At 71.3% G+C, this 15,040-nt stretch carries 12 protein-coding genes, 1 rRNA gene and 1 riboswitch; of the genes, 12 read left to right on the top strand and 1 reads right to left on the bottom strand.

Annotated elements, in window-relative coordinates:
* The first annotated feature begins 3 nt into the window (after nucleotides 1-3).
* The 11 genes from rrf to HCC30_RS22260 all read left to right on the top strand — a co-directional run bounded on the left by rrf (nucleotide 4) and on the right by HCC30_RS22260 (nucleotide 11,186).
* Nucleotides 4-120 (top strand): 5S ribosomal RNA (gene rrf / locus HCC30_RS22310).
* A 157-nt stretch (nucleotides 121-277) separates the two neighbouring features.
* On the top strand, nucleotides 278-886 hold the full coding sequence (locus tag HCC30_RS22305) for a CDP-alcohol phosphatidyltransferase family protein (protein ID WP_169444418.1): 609 nt from the start codon (nucleotides 278-280) through the stop codon (nucleotides 884-886).
* Nucleotides 887-1,001: 115 nt separating this feature from the next.
* Nucleotides 1,002-3,497 (top strand): mannose-1-phosphate guanyltransferase, encoded by a 2,496-nt coding sequence (locus tag HCC30_RS22300; RefSeq protein WP_169444416.1) that lies wholly within the window; start codon nucleotides 1,002-1,004, stop codon nucleotides 3,495-3,497.
* Between the two features lie 126 nt (nucleotides 3,498-3,623).
* A complete protein-coding gene (locus HCC30_RS22295) occupies nucleotides 3,624-4,520 on the top strand; it encodes a DUF881 domain-containing protein (protein ID WP_169444414.1) in 897 nt (298 codons plus the stop codon).
* The gene (locus tag HCC30_RS22290) at nucleotides 4,517-4,849 is read left to right on the top strand and encodes a small basic family protein (RefSeq protein WP_169444413.1); all 333 of its coding nucleotides are present in this window, start codon (nucleotides 4,517-4,519) and stop codon (nucleotides 4,847-4,849) included. The genes HCC30_RS22295 and HCC30_RS22290 overlap by 4 nt, the downstream gene beginning before the upstream one ends.
* 758 nt (nucleotides 4,850-5,607) lie before the next feature.
* Entirely contained in the window at nucleotides 5,608-6,570 is a 963-nt protein-coding gene (locus HCC30_RS22285) for a DUF881 domain-containing protein (RefSeq protein WP_169444459.1), read from the top strand.
* Nucleotides 6,571-6,998: 428 nt separating this feature from the next.
* Nucleotides 6,999-7,532 carry an FHA domain-containing protein gene (locus HCC30_RS29055; RefSeq protein WP_277348017.1) on the top strand — a complete coding sequence of 178 codons (534 nt, stop codon included), beginning with the start codon at nucleotides 6,999-7,001 and terminating at the stop codon, nucleotides 7,530-7,532.
* A 17-nt stretch (nucleotides 7,533-7,549) separates the two neighbouring features.
* A complete protein-coding gene (locus HCC30_RS22275) occupies nucleotides 7,550-8,278 on the top strand; it encodes a MerR family transcriptional regulator (RefSeq protein WP_169444411.1) in 729 nt (242 codons plus the stop codon).
* A 114-nt stretch (nucleotides 8,279-8,392) separates the two neighbouring features.
* Nucleotides 8,393-8,866, top strand: coding sequence for a bifunctional nuclease family protein (locus HCC30_RS22270; protein ID WP_027764781.1), 474 nt, complete (start codon nucleotides 8,393-8,395; stop codon nucleotides 8,864-8,866).
* A gap of 261 nt (nucleotides 8,867-9,127) precedes the next feature.
* Complete coding sequence (locus HCC30_RS22265) at nucleotides 9,128-9,721, top strand: MerR family transcriptional regulator (protein ID WP_169444409.1); 594 nt, start codon at nucleotides 9,128-9,130, stop codon at nucleotides 9,719-9,721.
* Nucleotides 9,722-9,752: 31 nt separating this feature from the next.
* On the top strand, nucleotides 9,753-11,186 hold the full coding sequence (locus tag HCC30_RS22260; RefSeq protein ID WP_169444408.1) for a DNA polymerase IV: 1,434 nt from the start codon (nucleotides 9,753-9,755) through the stop codon (nucleotides 11,184-11,186).
* 24 nt (nucleotides 11,187-11,210) lie between these two features.
* Here the strand turns inward: HCC30_RS22260 and HCC30_RS22255 are convergent, their stop codons facing one another.
* Nucleotides 11,211-11,630, bottom strand: coding sequence for a PRC-barrel domain-containing protein (locus HCC30_RS22255; protein WP_169444407.1), 420 nt, complete (start codon nucleotides 11,628-11,630; stop codon nucleotides 11,211-11,213).
* Nucleotides 11,631-11,793: 163 nt separating this feature from the next.
* Nucleotides 11,794-11,892, top strand: a riboswitch (glycine riboswitch).
* A 188-nt stretch (nucleotides 11,893-12,080) separates the two neighbouring features.
* Here HCC30_RS22255 and gcvP point away from each other — a divergent pair.
* Nucleotides 12,081-14,975: an aminomethyl-transferring glycine dehydrogenase gene (gene gcvP / locus HCC30_RS22250; RefSeq protein WP_169444406.1), complete on the top strand. Its 2,895-nt coding sequence runs from the start codon at nucleotides 12,081-12,083 to the stop codon at nucleotides 14,973-14,975.
* The last annotated feature ends 65 nt before the right edge of the window (nucleotides 14,976-15,040 follow it).

Genomic DNA, 15,040 nt, shown 5'->3' with positions numbered 1-15,040 from the left:
TGTTTCGGTGGTTATAGCGTGAGGGAAACGCCCGGTTACATTCCGAACCCGGAAGCTAAGCCTTTCAGCGCCGATGGTACTGCATGCGGGAGCGTGTGGGAGAGTAGGACGCCGCCGAACTTCACTTGATGAGGGTCTGTGGTCCCGGAAAGAGAATTCCGGGACCACAGACCCTCTTTTTCGTTGTGGTCGTACCGCCCCGGTGCGTGTCCGTGCCGGCCCTGCCGGTAAGGTCATTGGGACATCACCGGCATAGTTCACGCACAGGAGGCACCGGGTGGAGGTCCAGGAGACACGGGTCCAGACAGACCAGGTCCTCACCATCCCGAACATCCTCAGCATGGCCCGCCTCATCGGCGTACCGGTCTTTCTGTGGCTGATTCTGTGGCCCGAGTTCGGCGGACCGAACGCGGACGGCTGGGCGCTGCTGATCCTGGCGCTGAGCGGCGTCAGCGACTATCTCGACGGGAAGCTGGCCCGGCGCTGGAACCAGATCAGCAGCCTCGGCCGGATCCTCGACCCCGCGGCGGACCGGCTCTACATCCTCTCCACTCTGGTGGGCCTGACTTGGCGGGAAATCCTGCCGTTGTGGCTGACGCTGGCGCTGTTGGCCCGGGAGGCGCTGCTGCTGGTCATGGTGTGGATCCTGGACCGGCACGGTTTTGCGCCGCCGCAGGTCAACTTCCTCGGTAAAGCTGCGACTTTCAACCTGATGTACGCCTTCCCGCTGTTGCTGCTGAGCGACGGAAGCGGCTGGTTGGCTTCTCTCGCTTGCATCTTCGGATGGGCGTTCGCAGGCTGGGGTACGACGCTGTACTGGTGGGCAGGGTTCCTCTACGTGGTTCAGGTCCGCCGGCTCGTGAGGGCGGACTCCGCGGCCGACTGAGCTCGTCCAAGACAGCGTCACGAAAGGCCGGGGTGCCCGTCATGCGCCACCGTGGGTCATCCTGAACGGGTGAGGTCGGTTAGACCGTCGTCTCTGCAAGGAGGGCGCTTCCGACATGAAGGCCGTCGTGATGGCCGGGGGAGAGGGCACACGCCTTCGTCCCATGACCGCGAGCATGCCGAAGCCACTGCTTCCCGTGGCAAACCGTCCGATCATGGAACACGTGCTGCGGCTGCTCAAACGCCACGGGCTCACCGAGACCGTGGTGACCGTGCAATTCCTCGCCTCCCTGGTCCGGAATTACTTCGGGGACGGCGAAGAGCTCGGTATGGAGCTCACGTACGCCAACGAGGAGAAGCCGCTCGGTACGGCGGGCAGCGTGAAGAATGCCGAAGAGGCGCTGCGGGACGATTCCTTCCTCGTCATTTCCGGTGACGCCCTCACCGACTTCGACCTGACCGAGCTCGTCCGCTTCCACCGCGAACGCGGCGCGCTCGTCACCGTCTGCCTGACGCGGGTGCCCAACCCGCTGGAGTTCGGCATCACCATCGTCGACGACGAGGGGAAGGTCGAGCGTTTCCTGGAGAAGCCCACCTGGGGGCAGGTCTTCTCGGACACGGTGAACACCGGCATCTACGTGATGGAGCCGGAGGTCTTCGACTACGTCGACCCGGACGTGCCCGTCGACTGGTCCGGTGACGTCTTTCCCCGTCTGATGAAGGACGGAAAGCCCGTCTACGGTTATGTCGCCGAGGGGTACTGGGAGGACGTCGGTACGCACGAGAGTTATGTGAAGGCGCAGGCGGACGTTCTCGAGGGCAAGGTCGACGTCGAGATCGACGGGTTCGAGATCTCGCCGGGCGTATGGATGGCCGAGGGCGCCGAGGTGCACCCCGATGCCGTTCTGCGCGGGCCGCTGTACATCGGGGACTACGCGAAGGTCGAGGCCGGTACGGAAATCCGGGAGCATTCCGTCGTCGGCTCGAACGTCGTCGTGAAGAGCGGGGCCTTTCTGCACCGTGCCGTGGTGCACGACAACGTCTACATCGGGCAGCAGTGCAATCTGCGGGGCTGCGTCGTCGGGAAGAACACCGACGTGATGCGGGCCGCGCGGATCGAGGACGGGGCGGTCATCGGGGACGAGTGTCTCGTGGGCGAGGAGTCCATCGTCCAGGGAAATGTGCGGGTCTATCCGTTCAAGACGGTCGAGGCCGGCGCGTTCGTCAACACCTCCGTCATCTGGGAGTCGCGGGGCCAGGCGCATCTTTTCGGTGCGCGGGGCGTCTCCGGGATTCTGAACGTCGAGATCACGCCGGAACTCGCGGTGCGGCTCGCGGGCGCGTACGCGACGACGCTGAAGAAGGGCTCGACGGTCACCACGGCCCGTGACCACTCGCGGGGTGCCAGGGCGCTGAAGCGGGCGATGATCTCCGCCTTGCAGGCGAGCGCCATCGACGTGCGGGACCTGGAGAACGTGCCGCTGCCGGTGGCGCGGCAGCAGACCGCCCGCGGGAGCGCCGGCGGCATCATGATCCGCACGACGCCGGGGGTCCCGGACAACGTCGACATCATGTTCTTCGACGAGCGCGGCGCGGACCTCTCGCAGGCCGCACAGCGCAAGCTCGACCGCGTCTACGCACGTCAGGAGTACCGGCGGGCGTTCCCGGGGGAGATCGGCGACCTGCGGTTCCCGTCCAGCGTGTACGACTCGTACACCGGCTCGCTGCTGCGGGCGGTGAACACGGAGGGGATCGCCGAGTCGGGGCTGAAGGTGGTCGTGGACGCCTCGAACGGCAGCGCGGGGCTCGTCCTGCCCAGCCTGCTCGGGCGGCTCGGCGTCGACTCACTGACGATCAACCCGGGCCTGGACGAGGCCCGTCCCACCGAGACGACCGAGACTCGCCGGGCCGGCCTGGTCCGGCTCGGGGAGATCGTGGCCTCGGCGCGGGCCGCCTTCGGCGTCCGCTTCGACCCGGTGGGGGAGCGGCTGTCGCTGGTGGACGAGCGGGGCCGGATCGTCGAGGACGACCGTGCGCTGCTGGTCATGCTCGACCTGATCGCGGCGTCCCGGCGCAGCGGCCGCGTGGCGCTGCCGGTGACGACGACCCGGATCGCCGAGCAGGTCGCCGCGTACCACGGGACGCAGGTGGAGTGGACGACGACGTCGCCGGACGATCTGACGCGGGTGTGCCGTACGGACGGAACGGTGTTCGGCGGTGACGGGCGGGGCGGGTTCATCGTCCCCGAGTTCAGCTCGGTGTTCGACGGTACGGCCGCGTTCGTCAGCCTCATCGGGCTGGTGGCGCGTGCGCAGTTGACGTTGAGCCAGATCGACGCGCGGATCCCGGGGGCGCATGTGCGGCGCCGGGACCTGGCGACGCCGTGGGCGGTCAAGGGCCTGGTGATGCGCACGGTCGTGGAGGCCGCGGGCGAGCGGCACGTGGACACCACCGACGGCGTCCGCGTCGTCGAGCCCGACGGCCGCTGGGTGATGGTGCTGCCCGACCCGGCCGAGGCCGTCACGCACCTGTGGGCCGAGGGGCCGGACGACGCCTCGGCGCTGGCGCTGCTGGACGAGTGGGCGGCCGTCGTCGACAGCGCGGGGAAGTGAACCGCGCGGCGCCGTGGGCCGTCCTGTGACGGGGTTGTGCGGGCGCGGCGGGTGTCAAGTACCGCCGCGTTGAACTCCCGTGGGCCCATTCGGCGGTAGCGGGCTCGACGTGCGACGATGTGCGGCATGTCGCAGCAGCATCCCGGAGGGACGAAAGCATCGCGGCCTGCGCGGCTGGATGCCTCCATGTCGCTGCTGACCAACGCGATGCACCACAGCCTCGACGACGGTTACGCGCAGGCCGCCGCACGCCGGGGTGCCGAGGGCCGGTCCGGGCTTCCCCGCTCGACGCGGGCGAAGCTCGGCCTGGCCGGCGGCCTGCTGCTGGCGGGGCTCGTGGTGACGGTCGGCGCCGCGCAGGCGCGGAGCGCGGCGCCCGAGCTGGCGAAGGAGCGGGAGGAGCTCGTCGAGCGCATCGACCAGGGCTCCGACCGGGCGGACGCGTTGCAGAAGAGCGTCGACGGCCTCCGTTCCGACGTGGAGACGAAGCAGCGCAGGGCCCTGGAGAAGCACGGCGGGGACACGTCGTACGAGGCGGCGCTGCTGTCCGGTGCCGTGCCCGTCAAGGGGCCGGGCGTCAAACTCGTCGTCGACGACGCGAAGGACGCCAAGAGCGAGGGCGGCGGGCCGCGCGAGAGCGGCGGCTTCGCCGACACCGGCCGGGTCCGCGACCGGGACCTGCAGCGGGTGGTCAACGGGCTGTGGGAGTCGGGGGCCGAGGCGGTGTCCGTCAACGGGCAGCGGCTGACGAGCCTTTCGGCGATCCGTGCCGCCGGTGACGCGATACTCGTCGACAACAAGCCGCTGGTGCCGCCGTACACTCTTCTCGCCGTCGGCCCCGGGCAGGAGCTCAGCACCGACTTCCAGGACAGCGCGGACGGGCAGTACTTGCACGTGCTGCAGGAGAACTACGGTGTGCGCACCAGCATCAGCACCCAGGACGCGCTGCGGCTTCCGGCCGCGCCGAGCCTGACCGTACGAACGGCACAGCCCGTGAAGACAGGAGAGGGCAGCACATCGTGATCGCCGTACTGGGCCTCATCGTGGGAGTCGTGGCCGGACTCGTCGTCCGGCCCGTCGTCCCCACGGTGGTGGAGCCCTACCTGCCGATCGCCGTCGTCGCGGCACTGGACGCGGTGTTCGGCGGCCTGCGCGCCATGCTCGACGGGATCTTCGACGACAAGGTCTTCGTCGTCTCGTTCCTGTCGAACGTCGTGGTGGCAGCGCTGATCGTCTTCCTCGGCGACAAGCTGGGCGTCGGCGCGCAGCTGTCCACCGGCGTCGTGGTCGTCCTCGGCATCCGGATCTTCTCCAACGCGGCCGCGATCCGGCGGCACATCTTCCGGGCGTGAGGCCGATGAGCGACGACGACAAGACGCCACCGGGCGAGCTGCCGCCGGAGCGGCCCGAGCGGGACGGGAACGAGACGGACAAGCCGGAACCGCGGACCCCGGACGGGGAGCGGGACGGCAAGCGGGACGCGAAGCCGGAGCCGGCCTCCGGGGCGAAGCCCGAGCCGGAACCGGAGTCGAAGCCCGGGCGGAAGCCCGAACCGGAGCCGGAGCAGGCGTCGAAGCCGGAGCAGGAGGGCGCCCGGAAGTCCGGTCGCCCCTCAACTCCCGCGTCCGGCCCGGAATCCGAGCCCGGCGCGGGCCAGAAGCCGGGCCCCGGCCAGAAGTCCGGCCGACAGCAGAAGCCCGCCCCGGAACCGAAGAACGCACCCGAACCGGAGGCCGCCCCGGAACCGGAGCGTGCCCCGGAGCGGAAGGACGGGCAGCCCGGGCCGAAGCGTGGGCCCGAGCCCGAGCGCGCCCCCGGGCCGAAGGACGGGCAGCCCGGGCCGAAGAGCGGCCCGCCGAAGGGTGAACAGGCCCCGCGCAGTGGCGAGTCGGGCTCGTCGGCGCGGCCGCCGGCCCGTCCCGGAGCCGGTGACCGGTCCGCCGGCGGGCGCCCGTCGGCGAGCGGAAACGGACGCGAGCCCGGGCCCGGGCGCCCGCAGCCCGGGCGTACGCCGCAGCCTCCGCCCGGGGCCCGGCCCCCGCAGCGTCCGCAGGGAGGTGCGGGACGTCCGCAGCCGGGACCGGGGCAGCGCAGGCCGGGCAACGGGCCGATGCCGCAGGCCGGTTCGGGTGCCCCGCGGCCGATCCCGGGCAATGCGGGTGTGCCGCGCGGCCCCCATCCGGCGGCCCGTGGCGGAGCCGTGCCCTCCGGCCCACGTGGACCGCAGGGTCCCGGAGGTCCGCAGGGCCCGCGCGGCGGCGCGTCCGGTGCGACGCCCGAGCCGCCGGACGGCGGGAAGCCGGAGCAGGACAAGGAGCAGGCGCACACCCAGGCGCAGGGCGACGAGACCCGGAGCAGCGGGCGCCGCAGACTGGCGGAGGCGCTGTGGCCGCCGCGGGTCTCGCGGGCCCAACTCATCGTCGCCGTGCTGCTGTTCGTGCTCGGCCTCGGCCTGGCGATCCAGGTGCGTTCGACGAGCGAGAACAGCGCGCTGCGCGGTGCCCGCCAGGAGGACCTGGTCCGCATCCTCGACGAACTCGACGACCGCACCAAGCGGCTGGAGGACGAGAAGCGCAGCCTGGAGCGTCAGCGCACCGAGCTGGACAACAGCTCCGACCAGGCCGAGGAGGCCCGCAAGCAGACGCGGGAGAAGCAGCGTCAACTCGGCGTCCTGGCAGGTACGGTCAAGGCCGAGGGGCCCGGCATCGCGCTGACGATCTCCGACCCCGGCGGCTCCGTCGAGGCGGACATGCTGCTGGACACGGTCCAGGAACTGCGTGCCGCCGGCGCGGAGGCGATCGAGGTCAACGAGGTACGTGTGGTGGCGAGTACGTACTTCTCGGACGCGGGCGGCGGCATCAGCGTCGACGGGCGTAGGATCACTCAGCCGTACCGTTTCGAGGTCATCGGCAAGCCACAGGACCTGGAACCCGCGTTGAACATCCCCGGCGGTGTCGTACAGACTCTGCGCAAGGAGCAGGCGGAGGTCGTGGTGAACCGCTCCGAGAGAATCACGGTGGACGCCCTCCGACCTGCGAAGCGACCGCAGTACGCGGATCCGTCGTCGTCGTGAGGCACCGGCGCGGGCGGCGGGGGGCCGGGGGGCTTGCCGGGCTCGGTGTGAGGGAAACTGTCTGAAGGCCGCAGACGTTGTCCGGGTATCAAGAATCGGTCAATGAGAGTATCGAGGGTCTGTCCTGCCCCACGGGCGGGTCTGTTTCGTGCGAGGGGAATACGCCCGTGAGTTTTTTTGCGAAGTTGTTCGGCAAGAGCCGCCAGGACGGCGGCAGCGGAGCCGCACGGCACGCCGCGCCCCGGCACGGAGAATCCACGGGGAATGCTGAGGAAGAGGGCGCGGCGCGCCCGTTGTTCCGCGACGAGGTGGCTTCCCAGGGCGGTGCCGATTCGAGTGGTCACGGTGCGGCGTCTGTTGACCCCGGAGCGTCGGCACGCATAGGTTCCGATGCACCATCAACCTCGAACACGGGTGGAGGGTCTTCCTTGCCGCTGTGCAACCGGTGCGGGACGCGCGCCGCCGAGGCGAGCCGCTTCTGTTCCAACTGCGGTGCTCCGCTTCGTGGTGGCGCACCCGCGGCGGAGCGGCCGTCGGAGACGACCTCGACCATTTCCATCTCGGGCCTGGAGGCGTACGACGCCGAGGTGTCGGGGCAGCAGGCCCCGCCGCTGTCGCCCGAGGCGCAGGCCGCGGTGGACGCGCTGCCCATGGGTTCGGCACTGCTGGTGGTCCGCCGGGGCCCCAACTCCGGTAGCCGTTTCCTTCTGGACAACGAGCTGACCACGGCGGGTCGTCATCCCGAGGGTGACATCTTCCTGGACGATGTCACCGTCTCGCGGCGGCACGTCGAATTCCGCCGTGGCTCCGACGGAGTCTTCACCGTGTCCGACGTCGGCAGCCTCAACGGCACCTACGTCAACCGCGAGCGCATCGAGGCGGGTGTCCCGCTCTCGAACGGCGACGAGGTCCAGATCGGGAAGTACCGGCTGGTCTTCTTCGCGAGTCAGCGCACGATCTGATCGCTTCGGGGAGGCCCATGAAGCACGCACCGTCGGGCGGTGCCGTCCGTGGCACCGCCACTGAGGACAGCGGACCGCTGAGCATCGGTGCCGTGCTTCATGTGCTCCGCGAGGAGTTTCCCGACGTCACGGTCTCCAAGATCCGTTTTCTGGAGACCGAGGGTCTCGTCGAGCCGGGGCGCTCGCCCTCCGGGTACCGCAAGTTCAGCCCGGAGGACGTCGAGCGCCTCGGCTGCGTGCTGCGGCTGCAACGGGACCACTACCTGCCGCTGAAGGTGATCAGGGACCACCTGGACGCCCTGGCCCGCGGCGAGCGCCCCCCGCTCCCGGGCCCGCGCCGTGACCCGCTGGACCCGGACCCGGCCGCTGCCCCGCCCGCCGCGCGCGTGGACCGCGCGCAGCTGCTCACCGCCGCCGACGTCACGGAGGACGAGCTCGCCGCCTGGGAGGCGTACGGGCTGCTGTCGCCGGGCGAGGACGGCTCGTACGACGGTGAGGACGTCACGGTCGCGCGGCTGATGGGGGATCTGGCGCGGTTCGGGCTGGAGCCGCGTCATCTGCGTGCGGTGAAGGCGTCGGCGGACCGCGAGGCGGACCTCGTCGAGCAGGTCGTCGCCCCGCTGCGGCGGCACCGCAGCCCCCGTACGCGGGCCCGGGCCGAGAGCACGGCCGCGGAGATGACGGGGCTGTCCGTCCAGCTGCACGCCGCGCTGCTGCGTTCCGCGCTGCGGCTGCGGACGGGCTGAGAGCGCTCCCGGACGGTGCGTGAGGGCCGGAAGCCGGCCGCGGGAGCGCTCCTGCCGTGAGACGGGACGGGCCCCGACTACCCAAACAGGCCGGGCACGGCCTAGGGTTGCTGTGTGAACGAGCTCGACGTTGTGGGTGTCCGGGTCGAAATGCCCTCCAACCAACCGATCGTGCTTCTGCGTGAAGTGGGAGGCGATCGGTACCTCCCTATTTGGATCGGCCCTGGCGAGGCGACCGCGATCGCCTTCGCGCAGCAGGGCATGACTCCCGCGCGCCCACTGACCCATGACCTGTTCAAGGACGTCCTGGAAGCCGTGGGGCAGGAGCTCACCGCTGTCCGGATCACGGATCTGAGGGAGGGCGTGTTCTACGCCGAACTGGTATTCGCCAGCGGTGTGGAGGTCAGCGCCCGTCCGTCCGACGCCATAGCTCTCGCTCTCCGCACGGGCACGCCGATCTACGGCAGCGACGGTGTGCTGGACGACGCGGGGATCGCGATCCCGGACGAGCAGGAGGACGAGGTGGAGAAGTTCCGCGAGTTCCTCGACCAGATCTCTCCCGAGGACTTCGGCACCAGCAGCCAGTGAGGCGGCCCGCTGCCACCGTCCGGCCCGTGGCTGCCCGGGCCGTTCCGGGTGGTCCCTCGCACGAGTGAGGGCGCCGCGTCCCGGCGGGGCCGGTGGGCAAACGGTCAGCCATTCCCCGGTCCCGGGCACGGAAAACCACACCTCGGGTGATTATCACTCGCCGTGCCGAGTGTGGCGATCGTTGACGCACCCCGGGCGACTGCCTACCTTCAATGAGGCAGGTCCCAGGGGTGACCCGGGATGTGAAGGACGGAGGTCGGGGTGAGCAGTACCGGCGACGGTATGGCAGCGGGCGGTTTGTCCCCGCTCGCCGGTTCCGCGGAGTGGACTCGGTCCGCGCCGACGCCGCAGGAAAGCGCCTCGGACCAGGTCGGCTACCGCGGCCCCACCGCGTGTTCGGCCGCGGGCATCACGTACCGCCAGCTGGACTACTGGGCGCGTACGGGGCTGGTCGAGCCGAGCATCAGGCCGGCCTTCGGCTCCGGCAGTCAGCGGCTGTACAGCTTCCGGGACGTGGTCGTCCTCAAGATCGTGAAGCGGCTGCTCGACACCGGGGTCTCCCTGCAGAACATCCGCACCGCCGTGCGGCACCTGCGTTCGCGGGGCGTCTGTGATCTGGCGCAGATGACGCTGATGAGCGACGGCGCCACCGTCTACGAGTGCTCCTCGCCCGACGAGGTCGTCGACCTGCTCCAGGGCGGCCAGGGGGTCTTCGGGATCGCCGTCGGCGTCGTCTGGAAGGACGTCGAGGGGGCGCTGTCCCAGCTGCACGCGGAGCGGGTGGACACCGGCGAGACGATCGTCGGCGACCATCCCGGGGACGAGCTGGCTCGGCGCCGTAACCGGGCGGTCTGACTGTCAGTGCCGTGCGGCACCATCTGTCGGTGTGAGAGCTTCCCCGACGATCCTGCATCTGGACATGGATGCCTTCTACGCCGCCGTCGAACAGGCGGCGAAACCCAGCCTGCGCGGGAAGCCGGTGATCGTCGGCGGGCTGGGGCCGCGGGGTGTGGTGGCCACCGCCTCGTACGAGGCGCGGGTCTTCGGGGTGCACTCGGCGATGCCGATGGGGCAGGCCAGGCGGCTGTGCCCGAACGCCGCGTTCCTCACGCCGCGCTTCGGGCTGTACCGGCGGGTCAGCGACACCGTCATGGAGCTGCTGGCCGGGCTGTCGCCGCTGGTGGAGCCGTTGAGCCTGGACGAGGCCTTCGTGGACCTGGAGGCGGGCGGGGCCGTCGCGGCGGACGCGGCACCGGAGGCCGTGCGCCGCGTCGGTGAGGAGCTGCGGGCCGCCATCCGGAACGCGACGGGGCTCAGCGGGTCGGTGGGGGTCGCGGGCGCGAAGATGCTGGCCAAGCTCGGTTCGGAGCAGGCGAAGCCGGACGGGCTCACGCTCATCCCGCCCGGAACGGAACGTGAGTTGCTGGCGCCGATGCCGGTGCGGGTGCTGCCCGGGGTCGGCCCCGCGACGGCCGAGACGCTGCGCCGGGCCGGCATCCACACCGTGGGTGAGACGGCCGAGGCGGGCGAGGCGGAGCTGCTGCGGCTGCTCGGGAAGGCGCACGGGACGTCGCTGTACGCGATGGCGAACGGGCGCGACGACCGGCCCGTGGTGGCCGAGCGGGACGCCAAGTCGATCTCCGTGGAGGACACCTTCGACGTCGATCTCACGGACCGGCTGAGCGTGCAGTTGCAGGTGGCGCGGCTGGCCGACCGGTGCGTGGAGCGGCTGCGTGCCTCGGGGCGGTCGGGCCGGACGGTCGTGGTGAAGATCCGGAGCTACGACTTCTCGACGGTCACCCGGTCCGAGACGCTGCGCGGGCCGACCGACGATCCCGGGGTGGTGCGGGAGGCGGCGGCGCGGCTGCTCGCCGGGGTGGACACCACGGCGGGGGTGCGGCTGCTGGGCGTGGGCGTGAGCGGGCTGGCGGACTTCACGCAGGAGGACCTGTTCGCGCAGGCCACGGCGAGCGGGGCGGCCGAGGACGCGGAGAGCGAGGCCCACGGGGAGGCCGGTGCGGAGGAGCGCCCGGCGGAGGTGCGGGAGGAGGCGCCGGAGGAGCGGCACTGGGTTCCGGGGCGCGACGTGGTGCACGCGGAGCACGGTCCCGGCTGGGTGCAGGGCAGCGGGGTCGGGCGGGTGACCGTGCGGTTCGAGGAGCCCGGGTCGGTGCCGGGGCGGGTGCGGACCTTCTCGGTCGACGACCCGGAGCTGCGGCCCGCGGAGCCGCCGCTGCTGGCCCCGATGCGGGAGGCGGCCGAGCGCGGGCCCGGGGATACGGCCGAACGTGTCACCGGCGAGGCGGAACGCACGCCGTGACGGGGCGGCCGGCGCCGGTGCCGGTCAGGTCTGGTTGCGGCCGGCTATGCGGCCGAACTCCCGGTCGGGGGGCCGCTGTCCGGGCTCCTGCGGGGTCAGCGGGACCTGCGGGAAGGGCGCCTCGGCGGGAGCCCGTACGTCCAGGCCGTAGTGGCGGTAGAGCAGGAGTTCCTGCTCGGGGGAGAGGTGACGGCCCGCTCCGAAGTCCGGGGCGTCCTTGATCAGCGCGCGTTCGAAGGGCACCCGGAGGGCGTCCTCGACGACCTCGCTCGGCGCCAGCGGGACGAAGGCGTCCCGGCTGAAGAGTCCGGTGCGGACGGCGGCCCACTGCGGTGTGCCGGTGGCGTCGTCGAGATAGACCTCGTCGACGGTGCCGACCTTGGTTCCCTGGATGTCGAATGCCTTGCGGCCGATCAGATTCCGCGGCTCGATCTCGGTCTGCACGGGACCTCCAGACTGATCGTGGTCGTCACCGGGGCGTAGCGCCCCAGGTACTACCAAAAGGCACATTCGCGGTGTCGGCCAGTTGAGCGGGTGTGCTGCTGGGACGGGTGTGCCTGCGCCATTCACCGGCGCATGTGCCGCTGGTAGGCTCGGCAGTGGCTGACGACCCCGAGCGGGAGAGTCCTCCGGCGAGATGCGCCGGAGGCGCCGAAGGAGCAACTCCTCCCCGGAATCTCTCAGGCTCACGTACCGCGCGGACGAGGTCACTCTGGAAAGCAGGGCGGGCCACGGACGAGCGCCATAGCCCCTCCTCACCGACGGTGAAAGCCGGCTCGGCCGACAACGGGCCGGCCGGTGAAACTCTCAGGTGTAGATGACAGAGGGGGAGGCCGTCCGGGCACCGAGCCGTGGTGCCCCTCGTAGGTCGCAGAGACCAGGAGGCCCCCGCAGATGACTGCCAACCGCATCCCCCTCGACGAGCTGGAGCGCGGCACGCCGTTCGAGCAGCGTCACATCGGGCCGCACGCCGGCGACCAGGCCAAGATGCTCGCCCAGGTCGGCTACGGCTCCCTCGACGAACTCACCGCCGCCGCAGTGCCGGACGCGATCCGCAGCGTCGGCGCGCTGAATCTGCCGGACGCCCGCAGCGAGAGCGACGTACTCGCCGAACTGCGCGCCCTGGCGGGCCGGAACCAGGTTCTGACGTCGATGATCGGCCTCGGCTACTACGGCACCGTCACGCCGTCGGTGATCCTCCGCAACATCATGGAGAACCCGGCCTGGTACACGGCCTACACGCCGTACCAGCCGGAGATCTCGCAGGGCCGGCTGGAGGCGCTGCTCAACTTCCAGACGGTGGTCGCCGACCTCACCGGGCTGCCGACCACCGGCGCCTCGCTGCTCGACGAACCCACCGCGGCCGCCGAGGCGATGGCCATGTCGCGCCGCGTCGGCAAGGTCAAGCAGGGCGTGTTCCTCGTCGACGAGGACTGCCTCCCGCAGACCGTCGCCGTGATCCGGACCCGCGCCGAACCGACCGGCGTCGAGGTCGTCGTCGCCGATCTGAGCGAGGGCATCCCGGCCGAGGTCGCCGAACGCGGCGTCTTCGGCGTCCTGTTGCAGTACCCGGGCGCCTCCGGCGCCGTGCGGGATCCGCGCGGTGTGATCGAGCAGGCGCACGAGCTCGGCGCCGTCGTCACCGTCGCCGCCGACCTGCTCGCGCTGACGCTTCTGACCTCGCCCGGCGAGCTCGGCGCGGACATCGCCGTCGGCAGCACCCAGCGCTTCGGCGTCCCGATGGGCTTCGGCGGGCCGCACGCCGGCTACATGGCCGTCCGCGACAAGTTCGCGCGCAGCCTGCCCGGGCGGCTCGTCGGCGTCTCCAAGGACGTGGACGGGAACCAGGCGTACCGGCTGGCGCTGCAGACCCGTGAGCAGCACATCCGCCGCGAGAAGGCGACCAGCAACATCTGCACCGCGCAGGTGCTGCTCGCCGTCATGGCCGGGATGTACGCCGTGCACCACGGCCCCGAGGGCCTGGCCGCCATCGCCCGCCGCACGCACCGCTTCGCCTCGCTGCTGGGCGCCGGGCTGCGTGCCGGCGGCGTGGAGACGGTGCACGGGGCGTACTTCGACACCGTCACCGCGCGGGTCCCCGGCCGTGCCGCGCAGGTCGTGGAGAACGCGCGCGGCGCGGGCGTCAACCTGCGCCTGGTGGACGCCGACCACGTCGGCATCGCCTGCGACGAGACCACCGGGCGGGACCAACTGGCCGCCGTCTGGGGCGCGTTCGGGGTCGAGGCCGAGGTGCCCGGCATCGAGGAGCTGGACGCCGGGTCCGAGGACGCGCTGCCCGAGGCGCTGCTGCGCACCGACGAGTACCTGACCCACCCGGTCTTCCACAGCTACCGCTCCGAGACGGCCCTGCTGCGCTACCTGCGGCGGCTGGCCGACCGGGACTACGCGCTGGACCGGGGCATGATCCCGCTCGGCTCCTGCACCATGAAGCTGAACGCGGCCACCGAGATGGAGGCCGTCACCTGGCCCGAGTTCGGCGGGCTGCACCCCTTCGCCCCGGCCGAGCAGGCCGCCGGGTACCTCACGCTGATCCGTGAGCTGGAGGAGCGGCTGGCCGAGGTCACCGGGTACGACGCGGTCTCGCTCCAGCCCAACGCGGGCTCGCAGGGCGAACTCGCGGGACTGCTCGCCGTGCGCGCGTACCACCGCGACAACGGCGACGAGCAGCGCACCGTCTGCCTCATCCCGTCCTCGGCGCACGGCACGAACGCGGCCAGCGCCGTCATGGCGGGCATGCGCGTGGTCGTCGTGAAGACCGGCGAGGACGGCGACGTCGACGTCGAGGACCTGCGCGCCAAGATCGAGCAGTACGGGGACGAGCTCGCCGTCCTCATGGTCACCTACCCCTCGACGCACGGCGTGTTCGAGGAGCACATCACCGACATCTGCGGTGCCGTGCACGACGCGGGCGGCCAGGTCTACGTGGACGGCGCGAACCTCAACGCGCTGCTGGGGCTGGCCAAGCCGGGCAAGTTCGGCTCCGACGTCTCGCACCTCAACCTGCACAAGACCTTCTGCATCCCGCACGGCGGCGGCGGTCCCGGCGTCGGCCCGATCGGTGTCCGCTCGCACCTCGCCAAGTACCTGCCCAACCACCCGCTGCAGCCCGCCGCCGGGCCCGAGACCGGCATCGGCCCGATCTCGGGTGCGCCGTGGGGCTCGGCCGGCATCCTGCCGATCTCGTGGGCGTACGTGCGGCTGATGGGGGCCGAGGGTCTGCGGGACGCCTCGCAGGTCGCGGTGCTCGGCGCCAACTACATCGCCAAGCGCCTGGAGCCGCACTACCCGGTGCTCTACACCGGCCCCGGCGGCCTCGTCGCGCACGAGTGCATCGTGGACGTGCGGCCGCTGACGAAGCAGACGGGCGTGAGCATCGACGACGTCGCCAAGCGGCTGATCGACTACGGCTTCCACGCGCCGACGATGTCCTTCCCGGTGGCCGGGACGCTGATGATCGAGCCGACCGAGAGCGAGGACCTGCGGGAGATCGACCGCTTCTGCGAGGCGATGATCGCGATCCGCGCGGAGATCGACAAGGTCGGCTCGGGCGAGTGGCCCGCGGACGACAACCCGCTCAGCAACGCCCCGCACACCGCGGCCCAGTTGGGCGGCGCGTGGGAGCACCCGTACAGCCGGGAGGAGGGGGCCTTCCCCGGCGGGGTGCAGGCGTCCGACAAGTACTGGCCGCCGGTGCGGCGCATCGACGGCGCCTTCGGCGACCGGAACCTGGTCTGCTCGTGCCCGCCGCTGGAGGAGTACGACGGCTGAGCGTGACGCTGCGGCCGGGGTGAGCTGACCCGGACATGTGTCAGGGCCGGTGCGGCGGTTGCCGT

Origin of the sequence: Streptomyces sp. HNM0574, from assembly GCF_012726235.1 — a bacterium.
Lineage (GTDB): Bacteria > Actinomycetota > Actinomycetes > Streptomycetales > Streptomycetaceae > Streptomyces.
This window is presented reverse-complemented; position numbering and strand designations above follow the sequence as displayed.

Excerpts from the sequence above, each read along its gene's own strand:
- HCC30_RS22275 (WP_169444411.1), top strand. The coding sequence starts at position 7,550 with ATGAAGCACGCACCGTCGGGCGGTGCCGTCCGTGGCACCGCCACTGAG.
- HCC30_RS22295 (WP_169444414.1), top strand. The coding sequence starts at position 3,624 with ATGTCGCAGCAGCATCCCGGAGGGACGAAAGCATCGCGGCCTGCGCGG.
- HCC30_RS22300 (WP_169444416.1), top strand. The coding sequence starts at position 1,002 with ATGAAGGCCGTCGTGATGGCCGGGGGAGAGGGCACACGCCTTCGTCCC.
- HCC30_RS22285 (WP_169444459.1), top strand. The coding sequence starts at position 5,608 with ATGCCGCAGGCCGGTTCGGGTGCCCCGCGGCCGATCCCGGGCAATGCG.
- gcvP (WP_169444406.1), top strand. The coding sequence starts at position 12,081 with ATGACTGCCAACCGCATCCCCCTCGACGAGCTGGAGCGCGGCACGCCG.